Here is a 19,935-nt window from a genome sequence, read left to right as displayed (position 1 = left end):
TTTTTTTAATCTTCCATTGTTGATAAATCGCCTGTCGGTAAGTTTAGTTCCCAAGCTTTCAAGACGCGACGCATAATTTTTCCACTTCTCGTTTTTGGCAATTTATCGCGAAACTCGATTTCACGTGGTGCGGCATGCGCAGCTAAACCTTTTTTTACAAAGTTGCGAATATCCTCTTTTAGCTCTTCAGACGGCTCGTACCCTTCACGTAAAGCGACAAACGCTTTAATAATTTCACCGCGCACCGGATCTGGCTTTCCGATGACACCAGCTTCTGCAACAGCCGGATGTTCAACGAGCTTGCTTTCTACTTCAAATGGACCAACGCGCTCCCCTGCTGTCATAATGACATCATCAATCCGACCTTGGAACCAGAAGTATCCGTCTTCGTCCATATATGCCGAATCACCAGAAACATACCAATCACCAGGCAAGAAATACGATTCGTATTTTTGTGGATTGTTCCAAATTGCGCGCATCATCGATGGCCAACCTTTTTTAATTGCTAAATTCCCCATGCGATATGGCGGTAGCTCATTTCCTTGATCGTCAACGATTGCAGCTTTTACTCCTGGAATTGGTTTACCCATCGATCCTGGTTTAATTTCCATACACGGATAGTTGCAAATGAGTTGTGCTCCTGTTTCTGTCATCCACCATGTATCGTGAATACGGCGATTGAACACTTTCATTCCCCAACGGACAACTTCTGGGTTTAAAGGTTCCCCGACGCTTAAAATATGACGAAGTGAACGTAAATCAAATTTTTTCACAAGCTCGTCCCCAGCCCCCATCAACATGCGGAATGCTGTCGGTGCACTATACCATACCGTTACACCATAATCTTCAATCGTTTTATACCACGCCTCAGGATTAAAGCGACCACCGACAATGACGTTAGATGCCCCGCAAAGCCATGGACCGAAAATACCGTAAGATGTTCCAGTCACCCAACCTGGATCAGCTGTGCACCAATATACATCGTCTTCTTTTAAGTCTAATACCCATTTGGCCGTTTGATAATGTTGAATCATGGCGTTATGCACATGCAATACACCTTTTGGCTTTCCAGTTGAACCAGATGTATAATGTAAAATAAGTCCATCCTCACGTCCAACCCATTCAATATGAAAATGTTTGCTTGCTGCGTTCATTCGTTTTTTCAAATCAAAAAACGGACCTTCTTCTTTAATGTCATCGCCAACTAAAAACACGTATTTTAATGCCGGCAATTCATTTACAGGTACACGCGGTAAAAGTTCAGGAGTCGTAATAATAACTTTTGCCTCGCTATCTTCTAAACGGTCACGGACTGCACCTTCCATGAACGCCTCAAAAAGAGGTCCAACAATTGCACCAAGTTTAATCGCACCAAGCACAGAGAAGTATAGTTCAGGCGAGCGAGGCATAAAAATGAAGACGCGGTCACCTTTTTCTACATCAGCTACTTCTTTTAATACGTTGGCTACTTTGTTTGAAAACTCCTTCATTTCTTTAAATGTGTACTTTTCTTCTCTTGTCGCATCACGATAATAGAGAGCCACTTTGTTTTTTCGAAACGTTTCTACATGACGATCAATCGCTTCATACGCCATGTTTACTTTTCCTGTTTCATACCACGAAAAATGCTTTTCTGCTTCAGACCAGTCAAACGTTTGATACGTTTCTTCGTAGTTTTTCAAGTTGAAATCCCCTTGAATGACTGGTAGCGTTTCCACCTTAATCATCCCAAACTCCCCCTTGTTTGAAAGTGTTTACATTCGTATTATATTATACTATAAACAATTTCTCAATTTTTAAAAAATTTTCATTAATGTTTATTATGAAAACGATTTAATTTTTATTTTTTTATGTATAATTGAAGTGAGATTATTTCAGTAGGCGGTGGGGCAATGGAGCATAAAAAAACATATAACGCAAAACAATTAAAAACACCGAAAGGAACGTTAATTATTGAAGGACCAATTTCTCCAGAAAAGTTGGCTAGCTATGAATTCCATTATGATTTAACAGCGTTTCGGCAACCGCACCAGCAACATCAGGCACTCATCGAAATTGCTGGGCTTCCAGAAGGACGAATTATTATTGCCCGCCACGGTCATACGATCGTTGGCTACGTCACTTTTTTATACCCAGACCCACTTGAAAGATGGTCGCAAGGAAAGATGGAAAATTTAATCGAGCTCGGTGCAATCGAGGTCATTCCAGATTTTAGAGGATGCGGTGTTGGGAAAAATTTATTGAAAGTAGCTATGATGGACGATGCGATGGAAGATTACATCATTATTACAACCGAGTACTATTGGCATTGGGATTTAAAACGAACCGGATTAAACGTATGGGAATATCGAAAAGTAATGGAGAAAATGATGAACGCAGGTGGGCTTGTTTGGTACGCAACGGATGATCCGGAAATTTGTTCGCATCCGGCAAACTGCTTAATGGCGCGTATTGGGAAGCGCGTCGATCAACAGTCGATCCAAAAATTCGATCAGCTCCGTTTTATGAACCGCTTTATGTATTAAAAACAAAGGGGATGGGGAAATGATTGTCGAACAAATGATGAAAACGGATGTTATCGCATTAAAGCCATCAAATACAATTGCTGATGCACTAAACATTGTTAAGCAAAAAAATATTCGTCATTTACCAATTGTTGATGATGAATATCATGTCATTGGTATCGTTACGGATCGCGATTTGCGCGATGCACGTCCATCGATTTTCCATGCGAACGAACACCTTGAAGATTTACAAAAGCCGTTAAGTACCATTATGAAAACAAATGTCATTACAGGGCATCCGCTTGACTTCGTTGAAGAAGTAGCAGCTTTATTTTACGAACATCGCATTAGCTGTATGCCTATCGTTAAAGAAAATAAACTTGTCGGCATTATTACAGAAAGTGATTTGTTATATACACTTGTACAATTAACTGGAGCTCATCAACCCGGTTCGCAAATCGAAATTAAAGTACCGAACCGCGCCGGCATGTTAAGTGAAGTCGCTTCTGTTTTTCAAAGAAGAAACATGAATATTTTAAGCATTCTTGTCTATCCTGACCAAGATGAAATGTATAAAGTGCTCGTTTTTCGCATTCAAACGATGAACCCGATGGCGATTATTGCTGATTTAAAAGAACAAGGATACGATGTATTGTGGCCAAACTTGCCGGGGGTTTCATCATGAGCAAAAATAGCGTATTCATTTATTCCGATGCGTTTCAAACGTATAAATTCCATGATCGCCATCCATTTAACCAACTACGCGTCAAACTAACGTATGATCTGTTGCAAACGCTTGGCGCGCTACATGACGGACAAATTGTAGCACCACGTCTAGCGACAGACGAAGAATTAGCGCTTGTGCATGATTTAGATTACATTGAAGCAGTAAAAAAAGCAGGAAAGAGGCAACTACCAGAAGATGTTGCACTCAACTATGGATTAGGGACCGAAGATACACCGATTTTTCCAAACATGCATGAAGCGAGCGCCCTTCTTGTTGGGGGAACGTTAACAGCGGTTGATTACGTGCTTTCTGGCAAAGCTGAACACGCGCTCAGTTTAGGCGGAGGGCTTCATCATGGATTTCGAGGTAAAGCATCCGGTTTTTGCATTTATAATGACAGTTCTGTCGCCATTAAATATATGCAAGAAAAATATAGTGTTCGCGTCTTATACGTTGACACAGATGCTCATCATGGAGATGGAGTACAATGGACATTTTATGACGATCCAAATGTTTGTACATTTTCGATTCACGAAACAGGACGTTACTTATTCCCCGGTACAGGAAATGTCAATGAACGAGGACAAGGGAAAGGATACGGTTATTCGTTCAACATTCCTGTTGATGCGTTTACAGAAGATGAGTCATGGCTCGCTGCATATACGGAAGCTCTAATTGAAATCGCTGATTTTTTTCGCCCTGACGTCATCTTGACGCAAAACGGTGTCGATGCTCATTATTACGATCCGTTAACTCATTTATCTGCGTCCATGCGCATTTATCGTGAAATCCCAAAACTGGCACATCAAATTGCACATCAATATTGTGGCGGTCGTTGGATCGCAGTTGGTGGCGGCGGATACGACATTTGGCGCGTCGTTCCACGTGCATGGGCGCTATTGTGGCTTGAAATGACAGAACAATCCGATATTTCTGGTCCTTTACCGAAAGAATGGATTGCTCGTTGGCAACCTCATGCTCCTGTTTCTTTGCCACGCGAATGGGATGACCCAGAAGACTTATATCCACCCATTCCAAGAAAGGAAGAAATTACAGAAAAAAATGCCCAAACTGTCATGAAAGCACTTCAGCCAATTCGAAGTAATAAACAACGGTTAAACTTATAACAAAATAACAAGGGTGTTCCGAAGGTTTCGGACACCCTTTGTTTCACATGAAATATACTTTGTTCTTTAAGAAAAAATCTAGTTAGCCACCTATTTTGTCGAATCGCGATATTCAATACGGTGCGGCAACACAACGATGTGATTGTCGACATGCTCTTTATTCATATATTTCGTTAATAAACGCATCGCCACAGCCCCAATATCGTACATCGGCTGGACTACCGTCGTCAATTTCGGACGAACCATTGTTGCCAAGCGCGTATTATCAAAACCGACAACTTCTAAATCATCCGGAATGCGTAAACCACGATCTTGTGCCCCGTGAATGACGCCGAGCGCCATTTCGTCGGTTCCAACGAAAATCGCTGTCGGTCGCTCTGTAAGTTCGGCTAGCTTTTCATATGCTTCCATGCCTGAATCGTACGTATAGTCTCCTTCTACAACAAGCTCATCATCATAAACAATATTTGCTTCTTCTAAAGCGCGGCGATAGCCAGCCAATTTTTTCAGTCCATTAATTGGATCATTTAACGGTCCTGTCACATATGCAATGCGTTTATGTCCTTTTTCAATGAGCATATGGACGGCATCATACGCGGCTTGTTCATAATCAATATTGACCGATGGAATCATATTATTTTTTTCAATTGTGGCAGCTAACACAATCGGTACATCGGATTTTTTAAACTGGTCTACATGCTCCTCAGTTACATCGCCGCCCATAAATAAAATGCCATCAACTTGTTTAGCAAGCATCGTATTTAATAAATGTAACTCTTTTTCTTTATTTTGATCAGAGTTGCTTAAAATGATGTTATACTTATACATCGTTGCAATATCTTCAATGCCACGCGCCATTTCCGCAAAAAAAATGCTTGATATATCTGGAATAATGACGCCGACTGTAGTTGTTTTTTTGCTTGCCAATCCACGCGCTACCGCATTCGGACGATAACCGAGCCGCTCAATCACTTCTAATACCTTTTTGCGCGTCGAAGGCTTTACGTTTGGATTCCCATTTACGACACGTGAAACAGTTGCCATTGACACGTTCGCTTCCCTTGCTACATCATAAATTGTTACATTCATCACATACACACTCCTTTTTTTGCGCTCTATCTATCGAAAACTGTCGTACATCGCAATTTTATGTAAAAATATCATACGATAAATGATTACCTAAGTGCAACGTTTTCACTAATAAATTCATAAGAAAAAGCCGATGAACAATCACCGGCTTTTCTTTTTATGCTTTGACAAATTGTTTTTGAAATGATTTTAATTCTTCCATAAACTCATTGAATTGATCAATATCCATTTGTTGTGCGGAATCAGATAATGCAACAGCTGGGTCAGGATGTACTTCAGCCATGACCCCATCTGCCCCAATGGCAAGTGCAGCTTTCGCACAAGGTAAAAGTAAATCGCGTCGTCCTGTTGAGTGTGTTACATCGACAAAAACAGGTAAATGCGTTTCCTTTTTCAAAATCGGTACGGCTGAAATATCAAGCGTGTTACGCGTCGCCTTTTCATATGTGCGAATGCCTCGTTCACATAAAATGATTTGCCCGTTGCCTTGCGACATAATGTACTCTGCCGCATGAATAAATTCTTCAATCGTTGCAGCTAATCCACGTTTTAACAATACCGGTTTATTTACTTGACCCGCCGCTTTTAACAACTCAAAGTTTTGCATATTGCGCGCTCCAATTTGAATGACGTCAATATAATCGAGCGCTGTTTCAATATCTGCTGGCGTTACAATTTCACTAATGACTGCTAAATCAAACTCATCTGCTACACGTTTTAAAATTTTCAATCCTTCTACGCCAAGTCCTTGGAAGTCATATGGTGAAGTACGTGGTTTGTAAGCTCCACCGCGTAACAATTTTAGCCCGTGTCGTTTGATCGCTTGCGCCACTTCTGCCACTTGTTCATAGCTTTCAACTGCACATGGTCCCATAACGAAATATTGATTACCGTCGCCGATTTTTTCTCCTTTTACATCGACAATCGTATTTTCTGGCTTTTTCTTTCTTGATACAAGCAATGCTTTTTTATGATCGTCTTCTTGTAAATCGAGCCCTGCTTTAAAAATTTCTTTAAAAATATGTTTTAACGTCGCCGTATCAAACGGACCATCATTATGTTCTAAAATCAAATCTAACATTTTTCTTTCACGAACAGGGTCATAGAAATACGTACCTTGGGCGTCTTTAATTTTCCCAATTTCTTGAACAACCCGACCGCGTTCATTAATTAACTTTAACAACTGTAAATTTAACTCATCAACCTTCGCTCTCAGCTCATCTAATCGTTCGTTACTCATACATCTCATCCTTTCTTTATATAAGCTAAAAAATATGGTACATTTCTATATAATTAGAGATTATTATAAACGAAGTGGATAAAGTTGTCACCCCTTTATTTATAAAACGCGTTTAAGCAATAAAGAATTTTTTAATTTTCGAAAAAGAAGGTGGGAAGCTTGATTTTTGCACTAGACATTGGTACGCGTTCAGTAGTTGGCATTATTTTAAAGGAAACAGACGGACAATATCAAGTTGAAGACATTGTCATAAAAGAGCATGAAGAACGGGCGATGCTTGATGGACAAATTCACGACGTACTTGCTGTTTCTAATGTCATTGTTGACATAAAAAAAACGTTAGAGGAGAGACACGGACCTCTGACACGTGTATGCGTCGCAGCCGCAGGACGTTCATTAAAAACAGAAAAAGGAAGAGCGAATATCTCCATTAAAGGGAAACCTTTGCTCACACATGAAGATGTGACATACCTAGAACTTGCTGCAGTTCAACAAGCCCAAATGACGTTGGCTGAACAATCATCTAACGAAAAAAGTCATCACTATTATTGCGTCGGCTATTCAGTGACGCGCTATGAAATTGATGGTGAGGAAATTGGTAACTTAATTGATCAACAAGGACACGAAGCAAGTGTTGAAGTGATCGCCACATTTTTACCGAAACTTGTCGTTGAATCACTTCTTGCGGCATTGCAACGCGCTCATTTAGAAATGGAGGCGCTAACACTTGAACCGATCGCCGCACTAAACGTTCTTATTCCTCCAACGATGCGCCGATTAAATGTTGCGCTTGTAGATATTGGTGCAGGAACGTCTGACATTGCGATTACAGATCTAGGTACAGTCATTGCCTACGGAATGGTACCGATAGCAGGGGACGAAATTACTGAAGCGCTTTCAGATGCATATTTACTTGATTTTCCTCTTGCTGAACAAGCGAAACGTGACTTGCATTCGAAAGAAACAGTAACGATTACAGATATTCTCGGTTTTGAAACAAAAGTACCTCGCCAACAAATGATTGCAACGATTTCAGACGCGATTGATCGACTCGCTGATGCGATTAGCAAAGAAATTTTAAGATTAAATAATCATCAATCTCCAAAAGCAGTTATGCTTGTGGGGGGAGGGAGTTTGACACCTGAACTGCCAAAGCGGCTTGCCCAAAAACTCCATCTCCCTGAAAATCGTGTCGCTATTCGCGGCATTGATGCCATTCAAAAATTGCATATTGATCAAGAAGAAATGAAACATCGTCCGGAACTCGTCACCCCAATTGGCATTGCTATTGCTGCAAAGCAAACACCGATTCAATACGTAACAGTTGATGTAAACGGGCAATCCATTCGTTTATTTGATATGAAACAACTGACGATCGGTGATGCCTTACTAGCTGCAGGCATTCAATTACGTAAGCTATATGGGAAACCGGGTCTAGCTTGCGTCGTCACGTTAAATGGACAGACGATTACAATTCCTGGGACACATGGAGAACCACCGACCATTTTAAAAAATGGTGAATTGGCAACATTTGATACACCAATTACAAACGGAGATCATATCGTTGTTGAAAAAGGACAAGACGGCAAACAAGCGACAATTCAACTTTGTGACTTACTAGAGTCGTTGCCGATAAAACAAGTGACGATTAACGGACAACTGTACACTATTGAGCCGCTCGTCTTCCGAAATGGCGAACATGTTTCTCTCGATGAGGTTTTATATGACCGCGACGACATTGTCGTTCGTATGCCAGAAACGATTGAACAACTTTTGCACGCAACAAAAAACGACGATCTGCTCAAACAACTCGAACCGTTTACGATCACGTTAAATGGAAAAACAATAACATTTCCTGAATGGTGCGGAACAATGTATCGAAACGGAATTGAGTGCCAGCGTTATACAACATTTGAAGACGGCGATCATATTATTGTTCATGAAAAAAAGCAGCGAACAATTGCTGAAATTGCTGAAACAAAACAGCTAACACTTCATTACTCGATCCCGATTATATTTAACGGCGAAACGTTAACATTAACAAAACAAATTGGTGCTTTTTATCGTAATGGCAAACAGCTGCGTGAGAGCGATTTCGTTCAACATGGAGATGAGCTTCAATTTAGCGAACAAAAAATTGAGCCGTTCATTTTTCAAGATATATTCCAATACGTCCAAGTTGATATTCCTCATGGGGCATCGACAACGTTTACGTTGCTCAAAAACGGTGAACCGACAACATTTTATGAACGGCTTGCACCAGGAGATCGACTAGAAATTATTTGGCATAAGAAAGAGCAACTATGAACGAGCCATAGTTGCTCTTTCTTTTATTTTAAGTTTTCTGGATTTAACGGTTCTAATTCTGGGAGGACAAAACGGCCATCTTTACGAATAAGCACACCATCAAAATAAATTTCACCGCCGCCGTATTCTGGACGCTGAATCATAACCATATCCCAATGAATGTTTGAATGGTTGCCGTTGTATGCTTCGTCATAACATTGTCCCGGTGTAAAATGGAAACTGCCATCGATTTTTTCATCAAACAAAATATCTTGCATCGGATGTTGGATATATGGGTTTACCCCGATCGCAAATTCACCAATGTAGCGCGCACCTTCATCTGTATCAAAAATTTGATTAATGCGCTCTGTATCGTTTGCTGTTGCTTCAATAATTTTTCCATCTTTAAACGTTAATTTCACGTTTTCAAACGTAAATCCTTGATAAGGTGAAGGTGTATTAAATGTAATAGTACCATTAACCGAATCGCGAACAGGAGCCGTATACACTTCCCCATCTGGAATGTTCATTTGCCCCGAACATTTTACTGCAGGAATATCTTTAATGGAGAACGTTAAATCTGTCCCTGGTCCTGTAATGCGTACTTGATCAGTTTTATTCATTAATTCAACGAGCGCGTCCATCGCTTTATCCATTTTTCCGTAGTCTAAGTTACATACGTTGAAATAAAAATCTTCAAACGCCTCTGTGCTCATTTTCGCAAGCTGCGCCATAGATGGATTCGGATAGCGAAGGACGACCCATTTTGTTTTCGGCACGCGAATGTCACGATGCACTTTTTGCATAATCGTTTTTCCGTGAATTTTCATTTTGTCCGCTGGCACATCAGCAAACTCGTTAATATTATCTCCAGCACGTAATCCGATGTAAGCATCCATTTGTTCCATGACATTTGCTTCAAATTCAGCCATCATGTTAAACTGCTCTTCTTGCGCACCAAGTAGAAGCGCACGATCAACTTGATGATCTTTTAATGAAACAAACGGATACGCTCCTACATCATACGCTTCACGTACAAGTGCAATGACGAGCTCCCGTTGCAAACCGAAGTTTTCGATTAATACTTTTTCTCCTTTTTGCAGACGAAGCGAGTAATGAATTAAGTTTTTCGCCAACTTTTCAATGCGCGGATCTTTCATTTATATTCCTCCATTCCATCGTATGTACATGTATATTGTAACCGATCTACAAAAAATTTGGAGTTTTTTGCAGGAATTTTTCTCTTTTTGTCGAATCAAACACAGGATAAATGGAAAGGAGTTTTTTACAATGAACATTGTTTTGTATGGCAGCATTGCACTCATCGCGATCGCCTTTCTTATTTTAGTCATTTATGTCGTCCAAACATTAAAAACGCTTCAAACAACGTTGCAACATGTTGCAAAAACTGTTGAAGAAGTTGAAAAACAAATGCATGAAATCGGAACAGAAACGGCACAATTACTACATAAGACGAACGCGCTCGCAGATGACGTGCATAAAAAAGCGGAAAGCTTACAAAGTGTATTTGATGCAGTCAAACAAGTAGGCGTTACCGTTCAAACATTTAGCGATTCGATTTCAAAAACGCTAGCAACAAACGAAAAAAAAATTACGCAAGCGATTCAATGGGGACAAACACTCATTGAAATATGGTCAAAATGGAAAGAGAAACGAAAATAAGGAGGTATTTATATGTCAAAAAATAGTTCTTTTCTACTTGGTGCAATCATTGGAGGAATTGCTGGGGCAGCAGCAACATTATTTTTATCGAGCGAACGCGGAAAGCAACTATTAAACGAATCAACTGAGCTATTAAATGAATCAACAATTCGTGGCAAACAAATACTAAATAACTTATCCGAAATAAAAAACACAAAAGTAACCGAAGAAAGAAATGGATCAAATGGTGTGGAGCTAAAGAATGAGCAAGAGGAGCAAAAACCACTCTCGTCCATCCCGATTCCTCTTCCTTCATCAGATGTTGAACAGTTGTTAAAAGAAACTGAACAAGCTGTTCATGATGCTGAAAAACGTTTAAATAAAGGAACTGATGCACATGGAGAAAATTGAGACAATAGATCAATTTGAGCAAATCTGTTTGTCACATCGACCATTTTTATTGATGAAACATAGTCTAACATGCCCAATTAGCCATCAGGCGTGGGTGGAGTTCGAACGTTTTACAAAAGATTTTCCGCACATTCATACGTATTATTTACATGTGCAACACGCTCGCCCGTTGTCACAACATATCGCAGCAGTGTTTCAAGTGAAGCATGAATCTCCTCAAGTATTATGGGTAACTGATAAAGAGGTGGCGTGGCATGCTTCGCATCGGAACGTCACATATGACCAAATGAAAAAAGCAACTATGAGCGAGTCATAGTTGCTTTTTATACATGAACGGATTGTTCGTATCTCTGTTGAAATTTTTGAATATCGCCTGCTCCCATAAAAATAAGCACAGCGTGTTCATGCTGTTTTAAAATATCCACTTGCTCCTCATATAAAAGCTTTGCACCATTAATTTTAGCGCGTAAATCTTCAATCGATAGTTTCCCTTGATGCTCCCGAGCAGATCCGAAAATATCGCACAAATATACCACATCAGCTAATAATAAACTTTGTGCAAATTCATGTAAAAACGTTTGTGTGCGTGTATATGTGTGCGGCTGAAAAATCGCAACTATTTGACGGTCTGGGTATTTTTGTCTTGCCGCCTCAATCGTTGCGCGTATTTCTGTAGGGTGATGCGCATAATCATCAATAAGCACTTGTGAACCAAACAGCTTTTCATGAAAGCGACGTTTTACCCCAGGAAACGTTTTTAATCGCTCTTGAATAATACTTACATCAATTCCTTCATAATGACAAAGCGCAATCACAGCGAGCGCGTTAAGCACGTTATGATCGCCATACCTCGGAATATGGAAAGATGCAAAAAATGTGTGGCGCACAAATACGTCAAACGATGTCCCTTCCGGTGTTTTCACAATATTTCGTGCTTGGAAGTCGTTGTCTTCACCAAAGCCGTAAAAGACAACAGGAACTTTAGCTTGAATTTTTTGTAAATACTCATCATCTCCACAGGCGATAATTCCTTTTTTCACTTGCCACGCCATTTGTTGAAATGCTGAAAACACATCTTCAATATTGGCAAAATAATCGGGGTGATCAAAATCAATATTTGTCATAATCGCATAATCAGGTGAATACGCTAGAAAATGCCGACGATATTCGCAAGCTTCAAATACAAAATACTTGCTCCCTTCTCGCCCCTTTCCAGAACCATCACCGATCAAATATGATGTCGGTTCTGCTCCTTGCATAACGTGAGCAAGCAACCCAGTTGTTGATGTTTTTCCATGAGCACCTGTCACAGCGATGCTCGTAAATTTTTGCAAAAACTCACCTAAAAACTGATGGTAACGAATGACAGGTACACCAAGCTCGCGAGCTACCACAATTTCTTCGTGTGTATCAGGAAAGGCGTTCCCAGCAATCACAACCATATTTTTCTGAATATTTTGAGCGCTAAATGGAAAAATACATATCCCCCGTTCTTCCAACGCTTCTTGCGTGAAAAATCGCTTATCGTAGTCTGACCCTTGCACGACACATTTCATATCATGTAATACTTGTGCAAGTGCGCTCATTCCAGTTCCTTTAATGCCGACAAAATGGTAAATAGTCATAAAAAAACCTCCACCAACTATCGTTGATCTATATCACAGTATATGATACACATTCCGTTTTGCTCTTTTCATCTTATGTAACAAACTTCATTATACCATCGTTTGCTCACGATGATAAGAAAAACTGATAGAAGGACGTTCTTCTATCAGTTTTTCCGTGTTACTGAGGTGTATACTCTACTTTTTCAAGACGTGGATTCGGACGATAACGTCGACCTGCTTTCGCTTGATGCTTTCCATTTAACAATACATTGTCTCCCGTAAAACCAATATGCACTTTTAACAAACTACTTCCTACACCATACATATCAACCGGCACACCTTGTTTTTCAAACTCGATAATACGCTGCTCATTAAATCCGCCACTTACAACGATTTTTACATGTTCAAATCCTTCACGATCAAGCGCTTCACGCAAAGCGAAAATCAGTGGCGGGGTGACGCCACGCGGATCAAATGTGCCAAGCACTTCTGGATGGCGAATAAAATATTGATCAATCATCGTCCGAGACGTATCGACCCGAACGGCTTTTAACTTGTCGCCAAATTCGTGCGCTACTTTAAGTGCATCTGTAATACAATCATTATTGTAGTCAACAAGCACAATTAAATCGTCATCTGGATATTTCGCATGATATGCTTTCGCTGCCGCAACTACATCGCCATCAAATAATTGAATGAGGGCATGAGGCATCGTCCCCATGCCTTGTTTTCCCCACCATTCGTTCATCGCATGTGTCGCTTGAGCAGTCGAGCCACCAATAAAGGCTGCGTATCCATCACCAGCTTGCATCATAAAATGGTCATCACGATCTCCCATGAAAATAATCGGCTTTTGCACACCAGATAATGCCGCTGCTTTAACGACGTTATACACGTTTGTTGCTACAGATGTCCGGCGAGCTAAAATCCCGTCAATAATGCCTTCTAAATACCCGAAATTTTGATATGGTCCTGTAATAGTGAGCACCGTCTCAAACGGGCTAATTTTATCGCCGTCTTTCAATGAATAAATTTCTAATTTTTCTGGCTCATCAGCAAACGTATGCAATAGGGCAATAACCTCGTCCGTTCCACATAAAACAGCATGTTCTTTTTGAAAAAATTGCATCGTAACGATATTATTCGGACGAAATTCCTTGACGATTTCACGCGTTTTTAAAAAATATACGGCTGAAAACCAGCCATCTCGCACACGCTCATCAAATTTAAACGTTTTATTTGTTAGTCGTTTAATTTTCCCTTGTAATTTCAACTCGATTTCCTTCATTTTGCTTTCCCCTTCAGCCAGCGTTTTCACGTATTTAGCATAGCATGTTTTCTATTTCACGACTACTCCATCTAAATTGTATCTTGTAGTTGCTCGAGATCTTGTTCATCAATTAACACATCGCGCGGCTTGCTCCCTTTCGGTGCCGATACGATACCACGTTGCTCCATCATCTCAATTAAGCGTGCCGCTCGGTTATAGCCGATACGAAAACGACGTTGTAAACTTGATGTTGAGGCACCGCCTTGTTGAACAACAAACTCACACGCCTCATAAAACAACTCATCATCTTCATCAGCCTGTACATGTTGTTGCAATAGCTCATCATGTTGAAATAAATAAGACGGTTCCATTTGGTGTCGTACATGGGCCACGACACGCTCTATTTCTTCATCCGATACAAAGTTGCCTTGTAAACGAACTGGTTTTGCTGTTCCATTTTCTAAAAATAACATATCGCCTCGTCCAAGTAATTTCTCCGCACCGTTTATATCAATAATTGTACGCGAGTCGATTTGCGACGATACAGAAAAGGCAATGCGCGTTGGGATATTCGCCTTAATTAAACCTGTAATGACATCAACAGATGGTCGTTGTGTAGCAACAAGCAAATGAATACCACATGCTCGCGCTTTTTGAGCAATACGGCAAATCGCTTCTTCCACATCAGCTGGGGCAACCATCATTAAATCTGCAAGCTCATCGATGACAATGACGATATACGGTAAATGTTGTTCCGATTTTTGAGCTTTTCGTATTAATTCGTTATAACGTACAATATCGCGCACACCGGTATGTGCAAATAACTCATATCGCCGTTCCATTTCAGACACAGCCCATTTTAATGCTGCCGTTGCCGCTTTTGCATCCGTAATAACCGGGCTAACTAAATGTGGAATATGATTGTATGGTGCAAGTTCAACCATTTTCGGATCGATCAATAATAACTTCACTTCGTGTGGTGCTGCTTTGTATAATAAGCTCACTAACATCGCATTCATACATACACTTTTTCCTGATCCAGTTGCCCCCGCAATCAACCCGTGTGGCATCTTTTTTAAATCAGTTACAATCGGTTTTCCTGAAATATCCAACCCTAAAGCAACGGTTAATGGGGAGTCCGATTGTTGAAACACCTCGCTTTGTAACACTTCACGAATAAAAACAGGGCGGCTTGATCGGTTAGGTACTTCAATTCCAATCGTGTTTTTTCCAGGAATAGGCGCTTCTATACGAATATCTACGGCCGCTAAATTTAATTTAATATCATCCGCTAAATTCGTAATTTTATTCACTTTCACTCCAAGTTCTGGTTGCACTTCAAAACGAGTAACCGTTGGACCTTGAGTCACGTGAACGACTGTTGCTCCAACATTAAAATTTTTGAACGTCTCGTTTAATCGCTCTGTTTGTTCTTTTAACCACGCTTCATCATCTTCATGACGTATACTTGGTGCATGCAACAACGATAATGATGGGAATACATATGATTGTTTCTGCTGTCGCTCTTTCCATTTTTCTCGATCTTGTTTTAACATCATGACGTTATATGGTACACCGCTTCGTTGTCGCGTTCTTTCCTCATGAACTTGTTCAATTGTTTCTTCCTCCTCATTTTGCTCGACGTGTTCTTCAGCAGCTTCCTTTTCATAAACCACTTCTTTCGCTTCATGAAGTGGCTCACTTACCGGCATATGCACATGTTCATTTGTTTCATCAACAACCTGTCCTTCTACTAACTCCTCTACTTGCGTATGCATACGTTCGTTTGTTTCGACTGTTTCAACGATCGGAAGTTCAAATTCAACAACCACATCATGTTCTTCATTTCGTTCGACACGCTCCATTCGCTTATAACCAAATACAGGCGATGGCACATCGGTCGGGCGAAACGCGCGTGATTCGTTTACTTTGCGCTCTATGCGCTCTGTTTTTCTCTCAAAGGAGACAGTTTGTGGCGATGACCGTTTTTGTTCATATGTTTCCCCTTTTCGTCTTCCCTTTGGTTCATCTGGAATTAACGGAAAGCGAAATTTTCCTCTCGGATACTCATAAACGACTTTTGCCTCAATTTCTTTATATTCGTTCGTCGGTACGGACTGTTGTTGTTTTTGAATCTTTTTTGACTCATGCTGTTCCCCGAATAAATAACGAAATAATGCCTTTAACCAACCCATTCAATCCTCACTCTTTCTTTTGTACATTCGGTCTTATTTTACCACAAAAAAAGCTGACTGCCGCATGGAAGTCAGCTGAAAAATGGTTGACCTACTTCGTACTCATCATGTAAAACAAGAATGCCTTTTTCTTGCGGAGCGTTTGGCAAGTTTAGTTCACGTGCAGAACAAATCATTCCGTAAGATTTCACGCCACGAAGCTCTGCTTCCTGAATGACAAGACCGCTTGGCATGACCGCTCCGACTTTAGCAACCACGACCTTTTGTCCCGCTTCTACGTTGGGAGCCCCACATACAATTTGTAACGTTTCCGTACCAATATCTACTTGGCAAACGCTTAATTTATGAGCATTCGGATGCTTTTCTTTTTCTTTCACGTAACCGACAACAAACTTTGGTGACAAATCAGCAGCTACTTGCTCATCTACACCATTTTTTTGCAATATGTCGTTAATTATCGCAATGACTTGTTCGGTTAGTTCAACAACCCCATTTCCTTCAAATGAGCCATATGTAGATGCATGAAAAATATTGTAGCCAACGGTTTCACCTGTCTGTTCATTAAAAATGCGCACAACGTCGCCTTTTTTCTCAAAAGCGCGCGCTTGTGGATCAACAGCTTTTAATGTAATAAGCAACGTATCGCCAATGCCTTCACGGTTGTAAAATACGTTCATTGTTTCTCATCCTTTCGACGATTTTTTCCGAGAATAAAGATTGGTTGCAGCTGCCCATCTTCGTATGAAAACGAAAGAGCAGTAATCGGCACTCTGCCGCTTGCAAAAAAACTCATTGTCAGCTGTGCAAGTACATCATAGCCGATTTCGTTCTCAATGTCAGCAATAATGAGCACATCTTGATGAGGAACAGCAAGTAACATCGTTCCTTTTATTTTTTCAGCAAACTTTTTTAAAAAAGCATCATTTAGTATGCGACTTGCATCATATCCGTCATTTGTGTTTATAAAATAAAACGTATTGCCAGCGACACGGTCTTCTTTCACCGTTGTCGGCAATGAACGAACATTAAAACGTGCAATCTCTTTTAATTTTTGCACATCCCAGCGCTCCGATTCAACTAAACGTTCATCGATGAGGCGATACGTTGTTCCTAAATCAAGCGCATAATAAATGCGCGTTTCTGCTGTATGTTCGTCATAAATAAACATCGCCCCTTCATTCGTTTTTGTCGGAAATGAAGCAGAGCGAATGACCGGATATATATGTTTTTCTTTTCCTTGTAGCCGTGAATCGTCGTGCAATGCCGTTAACGTTTGCTCGACATAATAAATCACTTCGTCAATGGCACGCTCTTTTTCAAGCCCCCATTTTGCAATAATAGGGGGCAAGGAGATGGTCACTCCTTTTTTCGTTTCGCGATGCTCAATGCGAAGCGTATCCTTTTTTCGATTCCATTGAAAATCCCATGGATAATGAGATAACCGCTGTTGGATATGCTCGCTCATTTGTTTACTATTCATCACGCTCACCTAAGCTTTGAATGAACGCGACAATTTCTTCTTTCGTTTTCCGATCTTTGCTGACAAATCGGCCTCGTTCTTGCCCGTTTTCATACGCAATAAAGCTTGGAATGCCGAATACGTTATGCGCTGTAAACAAATCAAGCAATTGATCGCGATCAACCGCATAAAACGTATAATCCGAAAACTGTTCTTCGATTTCTGGTAAAATCGGCTTGATAACTTGACAATCTGGACACCAATCAGCCGTAAACATCATAATGACTTTCCCATGTTGAATTACTTCGTTATATTGCTCCATACGTTCGATTGTTTTCATCTATCTATCCATCCTTTCTTTTGATGTTCATACTGCCCTTTTAACATATGAACGATATGTGTATACATCGTTGTTCGATCGATTGCTCCATTCGTCAAAATGCCGATCGCCCCTTCATTTGAACGAACGTCGTAGCGATTCGCGTATCCATCCATCACTTCAGCTAATTCTTTTCCCATTTTTAATTGTTCACCTATTTCATTAGGAAGTGGAATGCGCGCCCCTCCGGCAACAACAACAGCTCCACCCCGATCAACGAGCGCCCCCCAATTGCATAACCAAATCATCCCATCTTGTGCAACAAATACACCGCCTTCTAATCCAATCCCGATATCAGCTTGTTGATGAGAAACTGCTAATGTCGCTCGTTCAATAGCTCCTTGCAACGTTTCTTCATCAGAAAACGGCTGTTTTGATACACTCGGTTGTACATCGCTCGCCATGATCGTATGGTGAGCCTCATGAAATACAGCTTTCACTGCTTTTACTTTCGTATTGTTTTTCGTTCCAACAGCGATTTTCATTCACCTATCTCCTTAAGCATTATGGCGAATAGCATCTACTGTCGCAAGGTCACATTGTTTCACAAGAGCGACTAATAGCTGTTTTGCTGCTTCGTAATCGTCAATATGAATGATCGATGCATGCGTATGAATGTAACGCGCACAAATGCCAATGACAGCTGAAGGAACACCGCTATTTGCGATATGTACTCTTCCTGCATCTGTTCCGCCACCTGGAGAAATAAAATATTGGTATGGAATACGGTTCGTCTCCGCTGTATCTAAAATAAATTCGCGCATGCCGCGATGAGTAATCATTGTGGCGTCATAAATACGGACAAGCGCCCCTTTGCCAAGATGCCCAAACTCTTTTTCATCGCCTGTCATATCGTTTGCTGCACTTGCATCTAAAGCAAAGAAAATATCTGGCTTAATCATCGTTGCTGCCGTTTGTGCACCGCGCAATCCGACTTCTTCTTGAACTGTCGCTCCAGAATATAATACATTTGGCAATGTTTCATCTTTTAACTCTTTTAATAACTCAATGGCTAAACCGCAACCGTAACGATTGTCCCACGCTTTCGCCATAATTTTTTTCTCATTTGCTAACGGTGTAAATGGACAAATCGGCACAATTTGTTGCCCAGGACGAATGCCCATACGCTCAGCATCATTACGATCGTCTGCCCCAACATCAATGAGCATATTGTTTATATCCATTGGCTTTTTCCGCTGTTCTTCATCGAGCAAATGCGGTGGAATCGAACCAATCACACCGATAATTGGACCGTGATCCGTTATAATTTGCACACGTTGAGCTAACAATACTTGATTCCACCACCCGCCAAGTGGTTGAAAACGAATCATTCCTTGCTCAGTAATAGCAGTGACCATAAAACCAACTTCGTCCATATGTCCAGCAACCATTACGATCGGTCCATTTTCCGTTCCTCGCTTCACTCCAAAAATGCTTCCGAGCCGATCTTGCACAATTTCATCGGCATATTTTTGTAACTGCTCACGCATAAAAGCGCGCACCGCATGCTCATTTCCCGGCGCTCCTGGCAATTCGGTTAACGTTTGAAACAATTGCAAATCCATCGCTGTTTCCCCTTTCTTTTTTCGCTATTTGTCATTGTAGCGAATTTTACATGTAGTTTCCACTCGTACAATTCGGTATACTAAAAGAAAAAGTGGAGGAATGCATATGCGCATCAAAACATTTCTTACCGGTATCGTTGTCGGTGCAACGGCTGCGTACATATGGAATGAGTGGCAACATAAGCGTTTGATTTCATCTGAACAAGCGCTTCAAAAGGCAAAAGAAGCTTTTCAACAAACTGGTGCAATTACAGGATCATGGATTCAAACGACCGTTGAAACGATCGAAAAAAATGGACTGCGTTATAACGTCTATCGAGGGGGAATTACTCGCCCAACAGGTGCATATGAATGTTTTATTGATGCAAAAACAGGAACGATTATTGATGCACGAAAATTGTAAAACCCAAGCGT

Annotated in this window: 20 protein-coding genes; 8 read left to right on the top strand and 12 right to left on the bottom strand. The window is 40.7% G+C overall.

The window, feature by feature from the left end; genetic code table 11:
• Window positions 1-5: 5 nt before the first annotated feature.
• The gene (gene acsA, locus ACYQY7_RS04920) at window positions 6-1,724 is read right to left on the bottom strand and encodes an acetate--CoA ligase (protein ID WP_461201006.1); all 1,719 of its coding nucleotides are present in this window, start codon (window positions 1,722-1,724) and stop codon (window positions 6-8) included.
• Window positions 1,725-1,892: 168 nt separating this feature from the next.
• On the opposite strand from acsA, the gene ACYQY7_RS04915 reads away from it, so the two are divergent.
• Genes ACYQY7_RS04915 through ACYQY7_RS04905 form a run of 3 tightly spaced genes read left to right on the top strand, consistent with a single transcriptional unit; the run spans window position 1,893 to window position 4,358 of the window.
• Window positions 1,893-2,525 (top strand): GNAT family N-acetyltransferase, encoded by a 633-nt coding sequence (locus tag ACYQY7_RS04915; RefSeq protein WP_461200998.1) that lies wholly within the window; start codon window positions 1,893-1,895, stop codon window positions 2,523-2,525.
• A gap of 19 nt (window positions 2,526-2,544) precedes the next feature.
• A complete protein-coding gene (locus ACYQY7_RS04910; RefSeq protein WP_461200997.1) occupies window positions 2,545-3,189 on the top strand; it encodes an acetoin utilization AcuB family protein in 645 nt (214 codons plus the stop codon).
• The gene (locus ACYQY7_RS04905; RefSeq protein WP_461200996.1) at window positions 3,186-4,358 is read left to right on the top strand and encodes an acetoin utilization protein AcuC; all 1,173 of its coding nucleotides are present in this window, start codon (window positions 3,186-3,188) and stop codon (window positions 4,356-4,358) included. Before ACYQY7_RS04910 ends, ACYQY7_RS04905 begins: the two co-directional genes overlap by 4 nt.
• A gap of 90 nt (window positions 4,359-4,448) precedes the next feature.
• Here ACYQY7_RS04905 and ccpA read toward each other — a convergent pair whose 3' ends face one another.
• Complete coding sequence (ccpA, locus tag ACYQY7_RS04900; protein WP_461200995.1) at window positions 4,449-5,447, bottom strand: catabolite control protein A; 999 nt, start codon at window positions 5,445-5,447, stop codon at window positions 4,449-4,451.
• 157 nt (window positions 5,448-5,604) lie between these two features.
• Entirely contained in the window at window positions 5,605-6,687 is a 1,083-nt protein-coding gene (locus ACYQY7_RS04895) for a bifunctional 3-deoxy-7-phosphoheptulonate synthase/chorismate mutase (protein ID WP_035047540.1), read from the bottom strand.
• A 150-nt stretch (window positions 6,688-6,837) separates the two neighbouring features.
• Between ACYQY7_RS04895 and ACYQY7_RS04890 the strand changes: the two genes are divergently transcribed.
• Window positions 6,838-8,994, top strand: a complete 2,157-nt coding sequence (locus ACYQY7_RS04890; RefSeq protein WP_461200994.1) for a cell division protein FtsA — start codon at window positions 6,838-6,840, stop codon at window positions 8,992-8,994.
• Window positions 8,995-9,017: 23 nt separating this feature from the next.
• Here the strand turns inward: ACYQY7_RS04890 and ACYQY7_RS04885 are convergent, their stop codons facing one another.
• On the bottom strand, window positions 9,018-10,133 hold the full coding sequence (locus tag ACYQY7_RS04885) for an aminopeptidase (protein ID WP_461200993.1): 1,116 nt from the start codon (window positions 10,131-10,133) through the stop codon (window positions 9,018-9,020).
• 130 nt (window positions 10,134-10,263) lie between these two features.
• On the opposite strand from ACYQY7_RS04885, the gene ACYQY7_RS04880 reads away from it, so the two are divergent.
• The 3 genes from ACYQY7_RS04880 to ytxJ are packed head-to-tail and all read left to right on the top strand — an operon-like array spanning window position 10,264 to window position 11,362.
• Window positions 10,264-10,656 (top strand): DUF948 domain-containing protein, encoded by a 393-nt coding sequence (locus ACYQY7_RS04880; RefSeq protein ID WP_461200992.1) that lies wholly within the window; start codon window positions 10,264-10,266, stop codon window positions 10,654-10,656.
• A gap of 12 nt (window positions 10,657-10,668) precedes the next feature.
• Window positions 10,669-11,046: a YtxH domain-containing protein gene (locus ACYQY7_RS04875; protein ID WP_461200991.1), complete on the top strand. Its 378-nt coding sequence runs from the start codon at window positions 10,669-10,671 to the stop codon at window positions 11,044-11,046.
• Window positions 11,033-11,362, top strand: coding sequence for a bacillithiol system redox-active protein YtxJ (ytxJ, locus tag ACYQY7_RS04870; RefSeq protein WP_461200990.1), 330 nt, complete (start codon window positions 11,033-11,035; stop codon window positions 11,360-11,362). The genes ACYQY7_RS04875 and ytxJ overlap by 14 nt, the downstream gene beginning before the upstream one ends.
• A gap of 7 nt (window positions 11,363-11,369) precedes the next feature.
• On the opposite strand, the gene murC is transcribed toward ytxJ, so the two are convergent.
• The 8 genes from murC to ACYQY7_RS04830 all read right to left on the bottom strand — a co-directional run bounded on the left by murC (window position 11,370) and on the right by ACYQY7_RS04830 (window position 19,521).
• Window positions 11,370-12,671: a UDP-N-acetylmuramate--L-alanine ligase gene (gene murC / locus ACYQY7_RS04865; RefSeq protein WP_461200989.1), complete on the bottom strand. Its 1,302-nt coding sequence runs from the start codon at window positions 12,669-12,671 to the stop codon at window positions 11,370-11,372.
• Between the two features lie 160 nt (window positions 12,672-12,831).
• Entirely contained in the window at window positions 12,832-13,941 is a 1,110-nt protein-coding gene (locus tag ACYQY7_RS04860) for a nicotinate phosphoribosyltransferase (RefSeq protein WP_461200988.1), read from the bottom strand.
• A 71-nt stretch (window positions 13,942-14,012) separates the two neighbouring features.
• Window positions 14,013-16,118 carry a DNA translocase FtsK gene (locus ACYQY7_RS04855; RefSeq protein WP_461200987.1) on the bottom strand — a complete coding sequence of 702 codons (2,106 nt, stop codon included), beginning with the start codon at window positions 16,116-16,118 and terminating at the stop codon, window positions 14,013-14,015.
• A gap of 71 nt (window positions 16,119-16,189) precedes the next feature.
• Window positions 16,190-16,795: a YtpR family tRNA-binding protein gene (gene ytpR, locus ACYQY7_RS04850; RefSeq protein ID WP_461200986.1), complete on the bottom strand. Its 606-nt coding sequence runs from the start codon at window positions 16,793-16,795 to the stop codon at window positions 16,190-16,192.
• Window positions 16,792-17,598, bottom strand: coding sequence for a DUF1444 domain-containing protein (locus ACYQY7_RS04845; RefSeq protein WP_461200985.1), 807 nt, complete (start codon window positions 17,596-17,598; stop codon window positions 16,792-16,794). Before ACYQY7_RS04845 ends, ytpR begins: the two co-directional genes overlap by 4 nt.
• Window positions 17,591-17,917: a thioredoxin family protein gene (locus ACYQY7_RS04840; RefSeq protein WP_461200984.1), complete on the bottom strand. Its 327-nt coding sequence runs from the start codon at window positions 17,915-17,917 to the stop codon at window positions 17,591-17,593. The genes ACYQY7_RS04845 and ACYQY7_RS04840 overlap by 8 nt, the downstream gene beginning before the upstream one ends.
• The gene (locus ACYQY7_RS04835; protein ID WP_461200983.1) at window positions 17,914-18,441 is read right to left on the bottom strand and encodes a DUF84 family protein; all 528 of its coding nucleotides are present in this window, start codon (window positions 18,439-18,441) and stop codon (window positions 17,914-17,916) included. The genes ACYQY7_RS04840 and ACYQY7_RS04835 overlap by 4 nt, the downstream gene beginning before the upstream one ends.
• A gap of 12 nt (window positions 18,442-18,453) precedes the next feature.
• Window positions 18,454-19,521, bottom strand: a complete 1,068-nt coding sequence (locus ACYQY7_RS04830) for a M42 family metallopeptidase (protein WP_461200982.1) — start codon at window positions 19,519-19,521, stop codon at window positions 18,454-18,456.
• Between the two features lie 106 nt (window positions 19,522-19,627).
• Here ACYQY7_RS04830 and ACYQY7_RS04825 point away from each other — a divergent pair, with 106 nt between their 5' ends.
• The gene (locus tag ACYQY7_RS04825; protein ID WP_461200981.1) at window positions 19,628-19,924 is read left to right on the top strand and encodes a PepSY domain-containing protein; all 297 of its coding nucleotides are present in this window, start codon (window positions 19,628-19,630) and stop codon (window positions 19,922-19,924) included.
• The last annotated feature ends 11 nt before the right edge of the window (window positions 19,925-19,935 follow it).

The organism is Anoxybacillus sp. TBDG-1, from assembly GCF_054815885.1.
This window is presented reverse-complemented; position numbering and strand designations above follow the sequence as displayed.